Here is a 12,731-nt window from a genome sequence, read left to right as displayed (position 1 = left end):
GCCAACTATAATTCCACTCGAAACGCCCAGGTGCCGCCATGAAAGCCATCCTCTGCTCGCAATATTGCCAGCCCGACGATCTCGTTCTGGCTGACGTGCCGGATCCGGTGGCAGGGCCCGGCGAAGCCGTGATCGCGATCAAGGCGGCGGCGCTGAACTTCTTCGATATCCTGATGATCCAGGGCAAGTATCAGATCAAGCCGCCGTTCCCGTTCTCGCCGGCCGCCGAGGTCGCCGGCGTGATCGAGAGCATCGGCGCTGGCGTCACTGACCTGAAGGTTGGCGATCGCGTCGTCGCCTCCTGCGGCCACAACGGCGCACGCGAGAAGATCGCACTGCCGGCGGCATCGATCGTGAAGATCCCCGACAATCTCGATTATGATCGCGCCGCCGGCATCATCATCATCTACGGCACTGCGCTGCATGCGCTGGAAGATCGCGCGAGCCCGAAGCCCGGCGAAACGCTCGCGGTGCTGGGCGCGGCCGGCGGCACCGGCCTTGCTGCCTGCGAGCTCGGCAAGCTGATGGGCCTGAAGGTGATCGCCTGCGCTTCGTCGGACGAGAAGCTCGAATTCGCGAGGGCGCATGGCGCAGAGCTGACGCTCAACTACGCCAAGGAAGATTTGAAGGAAGGCTTGCGCAAGCTCACCGATGGCAAAGGCGTCGACATCATCTTCGATCCCGTGGGCGGCGCCTATGCCGAGCAGGCGCTGCGCTCGATCGCCTGGGAAGGCCGCTTCCTCGTGATCGGCTTTGCCGCCGGCGACATTCCGAAGATGCCGCTGAACCTCGCACTGCTGAAGGGTTGCGACATCCGCGGCGTGTTCTGGGGCGCCTGGACCCGGCTCAACCCGGCCAAGAACCGTGCCAATCTGGAGAAGCTCGTGAAGTGGACGGCGGAAGGCAAGATCTCATCGCATGTCGACCGCACCTTCCCGCTGGCCCAGACCGCGGACGCGTTGAAGGTGCTCGCAGGGCGTCAGGCGATGGGGAAGGTGATTCTGCATCCGTGATGACCGTGTCATCACGAGGCTGTTTCAACACACTCAACTGTCATCGCCCGGCTTGACCGGGCGATCCAGTACTCCGAGACGATTGCGAAAGATCGACAGGCCGCGGCGACTTGATGCCGCGGCCCCGGCTCCGCCAAGGCTACGCCGGGGCCACAAGGGTGCTCGGCCGCCGAAGCTTTGGCGAAGGCGGCAAGCCGGGGCATGACAGCTGAGTTGATGGCACTCCACTCGCACGTCGCCACTTGGTAAGGTCTCCTCAACCACCGCTGGCAAAATTGCGGTGCATTCCGCAACCTCGCCCGAATCAAACCCAAATTTTTCCCGATTCGCCCCAATCGCCGTCGCTTTTTGGACTGATTCAAACTGCGATTTACCGGTTCCAGTTTGCTGGGCGCTCCTGGACAACAACAAAAAAACTGAAACCGGTATGCCCCGCGTCGTGTCAGTCTTGGGGAGCATCACCATGGAGACGACGGCCTTCCGTGCGTCCAGGGAATCGAGGGCATTCGATTCCGATCAAGCCGCATCACACCCGTCCACCGCATCCTACATCCGTGCGCGCGCCGCACGGCTCGATCTGTCACCGGACGATCCAATACCACTGTTCCTGTCCGATCCGCTCGGTGCCCCGGACCCGGACGAATATACCCCGCTGGAATTGCGTCCCCGGGTCAGAATTGTCCCGCGTGTTCTTGCGGGCGTTCTGGCAGCGGTTCTCGTCGCATCCACCCTGGCAGTTCTGGCCGCGCTGTTTCAGTCCGACCTTCGCGGCATCTTCGATGCCGGTGGCTCGGTGGGTGCCGCGCTGGAGCAGGTGGTGGCCTCGGCCAATGCGCTGGCCGTACCGCAGAGCCCGCGCAACGATCCGGCGCACGTGACCGACGCAAGGCTGGCGAGCGCTGACGCGCAGGATCTCCCTGCACCGTCAACGCCGAGCCGCGAAGCGATCGCGACCGCCTATCAGACCGCGCTGCAAGCCCAGACGCCTGTGCCTCAGCCCGCGCCGGTGGCGCCGCCGCCTGCGCCTCCTCTGCCCGCCAAGACGCTCGACGCCGACACGCTGGCCGGGCTGATGACGCGCGCGAAGAGCCTGTTGGGGGTTGGCGACATTTCTGCAGCCCGTCTGCTGCTCGAACGCGCGGCCAATGCACAGGATGCCACAGCGGCGTTCCTGCTGGCGCAGACCTATGACCCGGCCGTGCTGGGCACCAGCGACACGCGGCGCATCGCCGCCGACGCGACCGCCGCGCGCGAGTGGTACCAGAAGGCCGCGGCACTCGGATCGACGGAGGCGCGGCAGCGCCTTGTCCAGCTTCAGAACTAGTAATTTAATTTTTAGAGGACATCATGCGTAACGCTTTGGGAATGGCGCTTGCCGCCATCATGACGATCTGTGCCTTTGCGGCACGCGCCGACCAGACCGAGTACGATCCGGCCAAGGTCTCGGACGGCCTGAAGGCCATCTTCCAGTTCGGCTCGACCTCGACCAAGCAGGCGTTGAACGCCAACACGGTGACGCTGATCACCGGCACGATCGGCGGCACCTATGTGCAATTCGGCGCCGACCTCGCTTCGGTGCTCGACGACGGCAACAAGATCCGCGTGCTGCCGATCGTCGGCCGCGGCTCGGTGCAGAGCGTCGCCGACATCTTGTTCCTGCAAGGTGTCGATCTCGGCATCGTGCGCGCCGACACGCTCGACTATCTCGAGCGCAAGGGTTTTGCCAAGGACATCAAAAAGCAGTTCACCTACGTCACGAAGCTCTACAATGAGGAGATGCAGGTGATCGCGCCGAGATCGGTCGCGACGCTCAAAGACCTCGAAGGCAAGACGGTGAGCGTGGACCTGCCGAACGGCGGTACCTTCGTCACGGCGCTCACCGTGTTCGAGCGGCTCGGGATCAAGGCGAAATTCGTCTATGTCGAGCAGCGCATCGCGATGGAGAAGCTGAAGGCCGGCGAGATCGACGCCGTCATCGTGGTCGGCGGCAAGCCGTACAAGTCGGTCTCGACCTTCGGCAATGACGGCCGCTTCCATCTCGCGAAGGTCGACTATGCAAAGCCGCTCCAGAGCGACTATCTGCCGGCAACGCTGACCGCCAAGGACTATCCGAACCTGATCAAGGAGGGCGACAGCGTGGACACCATTGCAGTTCCTGCGGTGCTTGCGGCGTACAATTGGGCGCCCAACACCGAGCGCTATCGCAAGCTTGCGTTGTTCGTGGACGCGTTCTTCACGAAATTTCCGACGCTGCAGAACCCGCCCTTCCATCCCAAGTGGAAGGAGGTCTCGCTCGCGGCGCCGCTGTCGGGCTGGAACAGATTGCCGGTGGCGCAGCAATGGCTCGACAAGCACGGCGTCGAGCCGGTGACGCGCCAGCGCTTCGAAGCGTTCCTGAAGCAGAGCCCGGCGGCCGCGCAGGTATCCGATGCGGACAAGGAAGCGCTGTTCAAGCAATTCCAGGCTTGGGACGCGGCGAATGCGCGGGCGGGGGCGGGGGCGAAGTAGCGGTTGTCGCTGCGAGCAATGGTGTCGCAAGCGCCATCCACACACTCAGCTGTCATCGCCCGGCTTGACCGGGCGATCCAGTACTCCGAAACAGCAGTGATTGAACCGAAAGGCCGCGGCGTACTGGATTCCCCGCCTTCGCGGGGAATGACAGCGGAATGCATGGCGAAAGCTATTGCGCCAGCTCTACTTCCGCCTCCGCCTCTTCTACACCGCGCTTCAGCGCGGCGCGAGCGGCCTCGCGGTGCTCGTTCGTGATGTGGCCGGCGACCATGCGGATGGCGGTGGCGAGCACGGCGGCATCATCGGCGAAGCCGAGGATCGGCATCACGTCAGCGACGAAGTCGAATGGCAGGATGAAATAGGCGATCGCGCCGAGCAGCGAGGCCTGAACATGGCGCGGCGTCTGCCGGTCGAAGGCGCAGTAATAGGCGGCGAGCAGGTCTTCGGCGAACGGCAGTTGCGCGGCGACGCGCTTCAGCTTGCGCCAGAAGCGGCGGCGAACGCCCTCCCGGTCTTGCGCGAGCCGATCGGCGGGCTCAAAGCCGACGCTGTGTTCGGCAGCCATGCTCGAAAACTCCCCGTTCAGGCGGAGCGGCGGATCGCCACATCACCTGCTGATCACAAGATGGGGATGAGGCTGCGGCCTGCAAGACGTCAGCCAAGTGTCAGCCAAGTGTCAGCTAGCTGTCAGCCGGCGATGGCGTTCATCGCCTTGGCCAGCTCGATATCGCGCGCGGTGACGCCGCCGGCCTCGTGGGTCGACAGCACCACCTCCACCGTCTTGTAGACGTTGCGCCATTCGGGATGGTGATCCATCTTCTCGGCGACCAGCGCCGCGCGGGTCATGAAGCCGAAGGCCTGGTTGAAATCCTTGAAGACAAAGGTCTTCCCGATGGCGTCGCGGCCGGAAATCTCGCCCCAGCCCGTTATTCCGCCGAGCGCCTGCTTGCGCGCCTCCGCCGATAGCCGCTCTGCCATGATCGCCTCCGTCATTCAGGGGAACTTTACCCCAACACCGTGCCGGCGGCCCGGTTCATGGGAGATTTCGTCGATCCGCTAACCATGACGGAGATGTAACCCCTCCGGACAAGAAATTTGCTACAATTGCCGGCGTAAATCGCCGGCCAAGATGAAACTGAGCCTGAAGCGTCTGTTTGGGAGATCGATGACCGGGGGATTGAACCTGGCCGAAACGCCCTCTCCGCCTTCGCCGCGATCCGCGGCGCGGAAGACCGCGCTCGTGTCTCTGGCGCTCGTGCTTGCGATCGTCGGTGCGCTCGCCGGCGGTTACTACTTCGCGATGCGGCCGGTGACGCTGAAGATCGCGGTTGGTCCCGCCAACAGCGATGACGTCAAGGTCGTGCAGGCGCTGACCCAGGCTTTCACGCAGAACAAGAGCCAGGTGCGGCTGCGCCCGATCCAGACCGACGGCGCCACCGCCAGCGCCAATGCCCTCGCGGAAGGCAAGGTCGATCTTGCCATCGTGCGCGGCGACCTCGATGTGCCGAAGAACGCACAGGCGGTTGCGACGCTGCGCAAGAACGTCGTGGTGCTGTGGTCCGTCCCGGGCAAGGGCAAGAAGAAGGGCGCCAAGATCACCAAGATCGCACAGCTCGCCGGCCATCGCATCGGCGTCATCGGCCGCACCCAGGCCAATGTCAATCTGCTCAAGGTGATCCTCCAGCAATACGGCGTCGATCCCGCCAAGGTCGAGATCGTGCAATTCCCGGCCAACGAGGTTGCCGAGGCGATCAAGGCGCAGAAGGCCGACATCTATCTTGCGGCCGGTCCCGTCAACAGCAAGATCACGGGGGACGCGATCGCGGCATCGGTCAGGGAGGGCGGCACGCCGACCTTCCTCGCCATCGATTCCGCCGACGCGATCGCGCAGAACCATCCGGTCTACGAATCCTCGGAGATTCCCGCAGGCACTTACGGCGGCTCACCCGATCGTCCGGACGAAGAGGTCAAGACGATCAGCTTCGCGCACCACATCGTGGCGCGCAAAGGTGTGTCCGAAACCACCATCGCGGCGTTCACGCGCCAGCTTTTCGCCGTGCGCCAGCAACTGGTGGCGGAATTCCCGCTGGCAGCGAAGATCGAGACACCCGACACCGACAAGGATGCAGTGATCCCCGTGCATCCCGGCGCCGCCGCCTTCGTCGACGGCGAGGAAAAAACCTTTCTCGACAAATACAGCGATTACATCTGGTGGAGCCTGATGGCGCTCTCCGCCATGGGCTCGATTGGCGCCTGGTTTGCCGGCTATCTGAAGAAGGACGAGCGCGACAACAACAGCCATTTGCGCGACCGCCTGCTCGACATGATCGCAACCGCGCGCAAGAGCGAGACGACCGAAGAGCTCGATCAGATGCAAACCGAGGCCGACGAGATTTTGCGCGATACGCTGCGCTGCTTCGATCACGGCGCTATCGAGGAGGCTGCGCTCACCGCGTTCAACATCGCACTCGACCAGTTCCACGCCGCCGTTGCCGACCGCAAGGCGGTGCTGTTCAGCCTGCCGCAGAACCTGCAACGCGCGGGCGCGCAGTTCAGAGCCGCCGGCAACGCGTAGCGCCTGCGCGTTATTGCTGCGTCACATTGTCTCAATATACGTTCACCGTCGTTCCGGGGCGCGCAATGCGCGAGCCCGGAATCCATCGCGCCGCATCCGCGACGGGAAATGGATTCCGGACTCGCGCCTGATGGCACGCTCCGGAATGACGAGCCTTCCCGCGACCCCAGCTTCGAAATCATCTCCCCATGAACATCAAATTCTCCCGCCGCCGTTTGCTCACGACCAGCGCCGGCGCGCTTGGCGCGGTCGCGATGCCTTACCTGTCGCGCGCGGCCGACCGACCTGCGGTCACCCACGGCGTGCAATCGGGCGACGTCACCGTCGACGGCGGCGTGGTCTGGGCGCGCACCGACCGGCCGGCGCAGATGCTGGTCGAGGTGGCGACGACGGAGTCGTTCAGGGATGCCCGTGCGCTGCCGCCGATCGCGGCGCTGCCCGAGAGCGACTTCACCGCAAAAATGCTGATCGAGAACCTGCCGGGCGGCCAGGATATCTTTTATCGCGTCCGCTTCCGCGATCTCTCGCACAGCGCGGTCGAGGGCGAGCCGGTGACCGGCCGCTTCCGCACCGCGCCCGCCGACCGCCGCGACGTCAGTTTCGTCTGGGGTGGCGATGTCGCCGGCCAGGGCTGGGGCATCAACCCCGAAGACGGCGGCATGTTCACCTTCGCCGCGATGCGCAAGCACCGGCCGGATTTCTTCCTGCACTCGGGCGATACGATCTACGCCGATAGTCCGATCCAATCCGAGGTGAAGCTCACCGACGGCAAGATCTGGAAGAACGTCACGATCCCCGAAAAGGCCAAGGTCGCGGAAACGCTGGACGAGTTCCGCGCCGCGCACAAATACAATCTGACCGACGACAATCTCCGCGCCTTCAATGCCGAGGTGCCGATCTTCGTGCAGTGGGACGACCACGAAGTGACCAACAACTGGTCGCTCTCGAAGGAGCTGCCGGCTACCTACAAGGAGCGCAACATCGCGCTGCTCGCGGCGCGCGCGGCTCGCGCCTTCCACGGGATGTATCCGATGCGCGAGAGCATCAATGAGCCGGGCCGGGTCTATCGCCAGATCGCTTACGGCCCGCATCTCGACGTGTTCGTGCTCGACGAGCGCAGCTATCGCGGTCCGAACGGCGCCAATCTCGAGACCACTTACGGACCGGCCAGCTACTTCCTCGGACCCGACCAGATCGCCTGGCTCAAGCGCGGCCTGCTCAATTCGCGTGCGACCTGGAAGGTGATCGCCTCAGACATGCCGCTCAGCCTCATCGTATCGGACACACCAAAGGGTGGCTCGGAGGCAGTCGCGCAAGGCGACGGCCCGGTGCGCGGCCGCGAGCTCGAGATCGCGGACATCCTGCGCTTCATCAAGATGGCGCCGATCAGCAACACGGTGTGGCTGACCGCGGACGTGCACTACGCCGCCGCGCATTATTACGATCCGAACAAGGCGCAATTCCAGGATTTCGAGCCGTTCTGGGAGTTCGTCTCGGGTCCGCTGCACGCGGGCACGTTCGGTCCGAACGCGCTCGACAACACCTTTGGACCCGAAGTCCGCTTCGTCAAGGCACCGGGCAAGGACAACCAGAATCTGCCACCGTCAGCCGGCATGCAGTTCTTCGGTCACGTCAAGATCGACGGCGCCTCCGGCCAGATGACGGTGACACTGCGCGACCGCGCCGACGTCGCGCTGTGGTCGACCACGCTCGACCCCAAACAGGCCTAATGGCTAGAGCACGATGAATTTGGTTGAATCGATGCGCGCTCAGGACTCGGTTCACCTCTCCCGTAGGGAGAGGTCGGAGCGCATCGAAGATGCGATCCGGGTGAGGGGATCTGGTCTCACTGGATGCCGCGGCCCCTCACCCGGATTGCACTGGACGATGCTTCGCATCGCCAGGAGCAATCCGACCTCTCCCCGTCGGGGAGAGGTGGACAACAGGCAGTCCGCCGAACCAGATTTCACCATGCATTAGCTTGCGGCTCGCACCTTGAGCGCAACCTATTTCGAACGTGATCGTGCTATGCTCTCCCCTGCATGAGCGGGGCTTTCCTTCACACCGTCTTTGACATCGCGGCGTGGCTGGCGGCGGCAGCTGCCGTCTACTGGCTGTCGCGACGGCGCCTGGAATTTCCGGCGCAATCCTTCGCGCTGCCCTACATCGCCGCGCTGGTGTTCGGCGCAGGCATCGGTGCCTATCTGTTCGGGTCGATCAATCTGTGGCTGTCGGGCCAGAGCGGCATTGCGCGCTCGGTCGAGGGCGCACTCGCCGGCGGCATCGTGGCGATCGAGCTCTACAAATGGTCCGCAGGCATCGCTATACGAACCGGGGCCCGTTTTGCCTTGCCGCTGGCGCTCGGGATCGCGATCGGGCGGCTCGGCTGCTACTTCGCAGGCCTCGACGATTTCACTTACGGCACGCCGACGGGGTTGCCCTTCGGGCACGATTTCGGCGATGGCATCCTTCGGCACCCGGTGCAGCTCTATGAGAGCGCCGCCATGGGCGTGTTCGCGCTTCTCTATGTGCTGGCGGCCTTGAACCGAAACGGGTTTGTGGTCACCAATGGTTTCTACCTCGTCCTCATCTATTATGGAGCGCAGCGCTTCCTGTGGGAATTCCTCAAGCCCTATGGCACGCTGATCGGCCCCTTCACGCTGTTTCACCTGCTGTCGCTGTCCATCCTTCTCTACGCCGCATTCATGCTGGCGACGGCGCCCAAAGCGAGATCCCTGCATGAACGCGCCGTTGCGTAAGTCGCGTCCCTATATCTTCTGGGGTCAGACCCAGTCCCTCTGCGAGACCTGCCTGAAGCTGGTGCCGACCAAGATCCAGATTCTCGGCAACGAGGTCTGGTACGAAAAGCGTTGCAAGCAGCACGGCGTCCAGTCGACGCTGGTGTCGACGGACGCGGCCTATTGGCGCCTGTGCAAGGACTTCATCAAGCCCGGCGATCGGCCGCTGCAATTCCAGCAGCGCACGGAATTCGGCTGCCCCTATGATTGCGGCCTGTGCGCCGACCACGAACAGCATTCCTGCCTGGCGCTGATCGAGATCACCGAGCACTGCAATCTCACTTGCCCGGTGTGCTTCGCCGACTCCTCGCCCGCGCGCACGAAATTCACCCCGCTCGTAAAGGTCGAGCGGATGCTGGACGCGCTGGTCGCGAGCGAAGGCGAACCCGACCTGGTGCAGATTTCGGGCGGCGAACCGACGCTGCATCCGGATTTCTTCGAGATCCTCGATGCCGTGCGTGCCCGCCCGATCCGCCACGTCATGATCAACACCAACGGCCTGCGCATCGCCCGCGAGAAGGATTTCGTGGCGCGGCTCGCCGAGAACAAGCGCGGGCTGGAGGTCTATCTCCAGTTCGATTCGCTGCAGCGCGATGCGCTGATCAATCTGCGCGGGGCGGACCTGCGCAAAATCCGCCAGCAGGCGCTGGAGAATCTCGAACATTACGGCGTCTCGACCACGCTGGTCGCGACCATCAAGCGCGGCGTCAATGATGCCGAGATCGGCGACATCGTCCGTCATGCGCTCACCTGGAAATGCGTGCGCGGCGTCACGCTGCAACCGGTGCAGGACGCCGGCCGCAACGAGAATTTCGACAAGAATACCGATCGCATCATGCTGTCGGAGATCCGCAAGCGCGTGATTGAGACCGGCGTGTTCGGCGACAAGGACATGATCCCGCTGCCTTGCAACCCCGAAAGCATCTCGATCGGCTATGGCCTGCGCAACGGCGAGAAGGTGCTGCCGCTGACCTCGCTGTTACCGCAGGAGCAGCTCGTCGCCGTGATGCCCAACACGATCAGCCCGGAGAAATATCCGGTGCTGCGGGAGAAATTCGTCGATCTGTTTTCGCTGTCCTCGGGGCCGCTGAACACCAGCGAGCGGGTCTGCGAATTGCTGTGCTGCCTGCCGAGCTTCGAGGTGCCGCAAGGGCTCTCTTACGAGAACGTGTTCCGCGTCACCATCGTGCAGTTTCTCGATCGCTTCAATTTCTGCGTCGGCAACGTCAAGCGCAGCTGCATCCATTTCGTAACGGAGCAGGGGGCGATCATTCCGTTCGACACCTACAATCTGTTCTACCGCAACGGCAAGATTGACGGCATTCGTGCCGAACTCGAAGGCCAGACTTATCGCGAGGCAAGGCAGAGCGAGGAGGCACCACGATGAGCGATACGCCACCACCGGTTCTGCCGCCCGTCTCGACGCCCGTTGAACCACGCAGCGGCTGCCTCACCGCGTTCATGGTGATTTCAGGGGTAATCCTGCTGCTTCCGGGTCTCTGCGCCCTGCTCTTCGGCGGAGCTTCGGTGATCGACGGGGGCAAGATCGACTCGGACATCGCGCCGCTGGTCTTCCTGGGACTGGTCGTCGGCATCGGAGGCGTCGTCCTGATCTGGGCGGCCATCAGGGGGCGAAAGGCCCCCGCCCATCCCGGAACCCAGCCCTAAGCCCCGGGAATTCCCGGACAAAATTCAGTCAACCAACGGCCAAAGAACACATTGTTTTTTGGCGTTTTTTGCATATATTGCGCCGCAACGCGTAGGGCGCCCGGTCTGATATGGCCGGGCTTCCTTTTTGGGCGGCGAGCGCCCGTTTCCAGTCTTCCAGCGTTGTTTCGAGAAGAGGTCCCGGTCCGACCGGCGAGATCGCGCTTAACCCATTGTTCGAACGCAAAGAAGCTCACTCATGAACCTCCGCAACGTCGCCATCATCGCCCACGTCGACCATGGCAAGACGACCCTGGTCGACCGTCTCCTGCAGCAGTCCGGCACGTTCCGCGAGAACCAGAAGGTGACCGAGCGCGCCATGGACTCCAACGATCTGGAGCGCGAGCGCGGCATCACCATCCTGGCCAAGGCGGCCTCGGTGCAGTGGAAGGACACCCGCGTCAACATCGTCGACACCCCCGGCCACGCCGATTTCGGCGGCGAGGTCGAGCGCATCCTGAACATGGTGGACGGCGCACTGGTGCTGGTGGACGCCGCCGAAGGCCCGCTGCCGCAGACCAAGTTCGTGGTCTCCAAGGCGCTCAAGGTCGGCCTGAAGCCGATCGTCGTCATCAACAAGGTCGACCGTCCCGACGCGCGTCCGACCGAAGTCATCAACGAGGTGTTCGACCTGTTCGCGGCGTTAGATGCCAGCGAGGAGCAGCTCGACTTCCCGATCCTCTACGGGTCGGCCAAGCAGGGCTGGATGGCCGAAAGCCCCGAGGGTCCGAAGGACAAGGGCATGGAGCCGCTGTTCGACCTGATCCTGCGCCACGTCGCGCCGCCGAAGGTCGAGGAAGGTCCGTTCAAGATGATCGGCACCATCCTGGAGGCCAACCCCTATCTCGGCCGCATCATCACCGGCCGCATTTCTTCCGGCGTGCTGAAGCCGAACCAGCAGGTCAAGGTGCTCAACGCCGACGGCAAGCTGGTCGAATCCGGGCGCATCACCAAGATCCTGGCGTTCCGTGGCCTGGAGCGTACCCCGCTCGATGAAGCCGAAGCCGGAGACATCGTTGCGATTGCGGGTCTGACCAAGGGCACCGTTGCCGACACCTTCTGCGATCCGTCCGTCGAGGTGCCGCTGCCGGCACAGCCGATCGATCCGCCGACCGTGTCGATGTCGTTCATCGTCAACAACTCTCCGCTCGCCGGCACCGAAGGCGACAAGGTGACGAGCCGCATGATCCGCGACCGTCTCTTGCGCGAAGCCGAGGGCAATGTCGCGCTGCGCGTCGTCGAAGCCGCCGACAAGGACGCCATGGAAGTCTCGGGCCGCGGCGAATTGCAGCTTGCGATCCTGATCGAGACCATGCGCCGCGAGGGCTTTGAGCTCTCGGTGTCGCGCCCGCGCGTCGTGTTCCAGAAGGATGAAGCGACCGGCGCCACCATGGAGCCGATCGAGGAGGTCGTCATCGATGTCGACGAGGAGCATTCCGGCGTCGTCGTGCAGAAGATGAGCGAGCGCAAGGCCGAGCTGATCGAGATGAAGCCGTCCGGCGGCAACCGCCAGCGCCTGGTGTTCTACGCGCCGACCCGCGGCCTGATCGGCTATCAGGGCGAGCTGCTCACTGACACCCGCGGCACCGCGATCATGAACCGCCTGTTCCACGGCTATGCCCCGTACAAGGGCGAGATCCAGGGCCGCCGCAACGGCGTCCTGATCTCCAACGACCAGGGCGACGCCGTGGCCTACGCCATGTTCAAGTTGGAAGACCGCGGCCCGATGATGATCGAACCGGGCTGGAAGGTCTATCGCGGCATGATCGTCGGCGAGCACACCCGCGACAACGATCTCGAGATCAACGTGCTCAAGGGCAAGCAGCTCACCAACATCCGCACGACATCCAAGGACGAAGCCGTGCGCCTGACCCCGCCGATCCGCATGACCCTGGAAAAGGCGCTCGCCTATATCGAGGACGACGAGCTCGTCGAGGTCACGCCGAAGTCGATCCGCCTGCGCAAGAAACACCTCGACCCGAACGAGCGCAAGCGCGCGGAGAAGGCCAAGGAAGCGGTGGCGTAAGCTACCGCACGCCGCAGTGCCGTAGGGTGGGCAAAGCGCAAGCGTGCCCACCACTTCTACTGCGACTGGCGAGCGATGGTGGGCACGGCGCTGTGCGCCTT

At 63.8% G+C, this 12,731-nt stretch carries 11 protein-coding genes; 9 read left to right on the top strand and 2 right to left on the bottom strand.

What is annotated here, in order from left to right; genetic code table 11:
* Positions 1 to 38 precede the first annotated feature (38 nt).
* The 3 genes from BLV07_RS09200 to BLV07_RS09190 all read left to right on the top strand — a co-directional run bounded on the left by BLV07_RS09200 (position 39) and on the right by BLV07_RS09190 (position 3,521).
* Complete coding sequence (locus BLV07_RS09200; protein WP_091882886.1) at positions 39 to 1,013, top strand: NADPH:quinone oxidoreductase family protein; 975 nt, start codon at positions 39 to 41, stop codon at positions 1,011 to 1,013.
* Between the two features lie 463 nt (positions 1,014 to 1,476).
* On the top strand, positions 1,477 to 2,337 hold the full coding sequence (locus BLV07_RS09195) for a hypothetical protein (RefSeq protein ID WP_091882883.1): 861 nt from the start codon (positions 1,477 to 1,479) through the stop codon (positions 2,335 to 2,337).
* Positions 2,338 to 2,360: 23 nt separating this feature from the next.
* Positions 2,361 to 3,521 carry a TAXI family TRAP transporter solute-binding subunit gene (locus BLV07_RS09190; RefSeq protein WP_091882881.1) on the top strand — a complete coding sequence of 387 codons (1,161 nt, stop codon included), beginning with the start codon at positions 2,361 to 2,363 and terminating at the stop codon, positions 3,519 to 3,521.
* 172 nt (positions 3,522 to 3,693) lie between these two features.
* Here the strand turns inward: BLV07_RS09190 and BLV07_RS09185 are convergent, their stop codons facing one another.
* Together BLV07_RS09185 and BLV07_RS09180 are read right to left on the bottom strand one after the other, a co-directional pair.
* Entirely contained in the window at positions 3,694 to 4,089 is a 396-nt protein-coding gene (locus BLV07_RS09185) for a YkvA family protein (RefSeq protein ID WP_091882878.1), read from the bottom strand.
* 122 nt (positions 4,090 to 4,211) lie between these two features.
* Positions 4,212 to 4,502, bottom strand: a complete 291-nt coding sequence (locus tag BLV07_RS09180) for a 4a-hydroxytetrahydrobiopterin dehydratase (RefSeq protein ID WP_091883076.1) — start codon at positions 4,500 to 4,502, stop codon at positions 4,212 to 4,214.
* A 151-nt stretch (positions 4,503 to 4,653) separates the two neighbouring features.
* Here BLV07_RS09180 and BLV07_RS09175 point away from each other — a divergent pair, with 151 nt between their 5' ends.
* The 6 genes from BLV07_RS09175 (at position 4,654) to typA (ending at position 12,630) form a co-directional block, all read left to right on the top strand.
* Positions 4,654 to 6,099, top strand: coding sequence for a TAXI family TRAP transporter solute-binding subunit (locus BLV07_RS09175; RefSeq protein WP_091882875.1), 1,446 nt, complete (start codon positions 4,654 to 4,656; stop codon positions 6,097 to 6,099).
* Between the two features lie 188 nt (positions 6,100 to 6,287).
* Positions 6,288 to 7,829 carry an alkaline phosphatase D family protein gene (locus BLV07_RS09170; RefSeq protein WP_091882872.1) on the top strand — a complete coding sequence of 514 codons (1,542 nt, stop codon included), beginning with the start codon at positions 6,288 to 6,290 and terminating at the stop codon, positions 7,827 to 7,829.
* Between the two features lie 312 nt (positions 7,830 to 8,141).
* Complete coding sequence (locus tag BLV07_RS09165; protein WP_091882869.1) at positions 8,142 to 8,858, top strand: prolipoprotein diacylglyceryl transferase family protein; 717 nt, start codon at positions 8,142 to 8,144, stop codon at positions 8,856 to 8,858.
* Positions 8,839 to 10,284 (top strand): radical SAM protein, encoded by a 1,446-nt coding sequence (locus BLV07_RS09160; protein ID WP_091882866.1) that lies wholly within the window; start codon positions 8,839 to 8,841, stop codon positions 10,282 to 10,284. Before BLV07_RS09165 ends, BLV07_RS09160 begins: the two co-directional genes overlap by 20 nt.
* Positions 10,281 to 10,565, top strand: a complete 285-nt coding sequence (locus tag BLV07_RS09155; RefSeq protein WP_091882862.1) for a hypothetical protein — start codon at positions 10,281 to 10,283, stop codon at positions 10,563 to 10,565. Before BLV07_RS09160 ends, BLV07_RS09155 begins: the two co-directional genes overlap by 4 nt.
* A 238-nt stretch (positions 10,566 to 10,803) precedes the next feature.
* Positions 10,804 to 12,630 carry a translational GTPase TypA gene (gene typA, locus BLV07_RS09150; RefSeq protein ID WP_091882858.1) on the top strand — a complete coding sequence of 609 codons (1,827 nt, stop codon included), beginning with the start codon at positions 10,804 to 10,806 and terminating at the stop codon, positions 12,628 to 12,630.
* The last annotated feature ends 101 nt before the right edge of the window (positions 12,631 to 12,731 follow it).

The sequence above is a fragment of the Bradyrhizobium sp. Rc2d genome (assembly GCF_900099855.1).
In the GTDB taxonomy this organism is placed as follows: domain Bacteria; phylum Pseudomonadota; class Alphaproteobacteria; order Rhizobiales; family Xanthobacteraceae; genus Bradyrhizobium.
The sequence above is the reverse complement of the archived record's forward strand: the minus strand, read 5'-3'. Positions and strand labels throughout refer to the sequence as shown.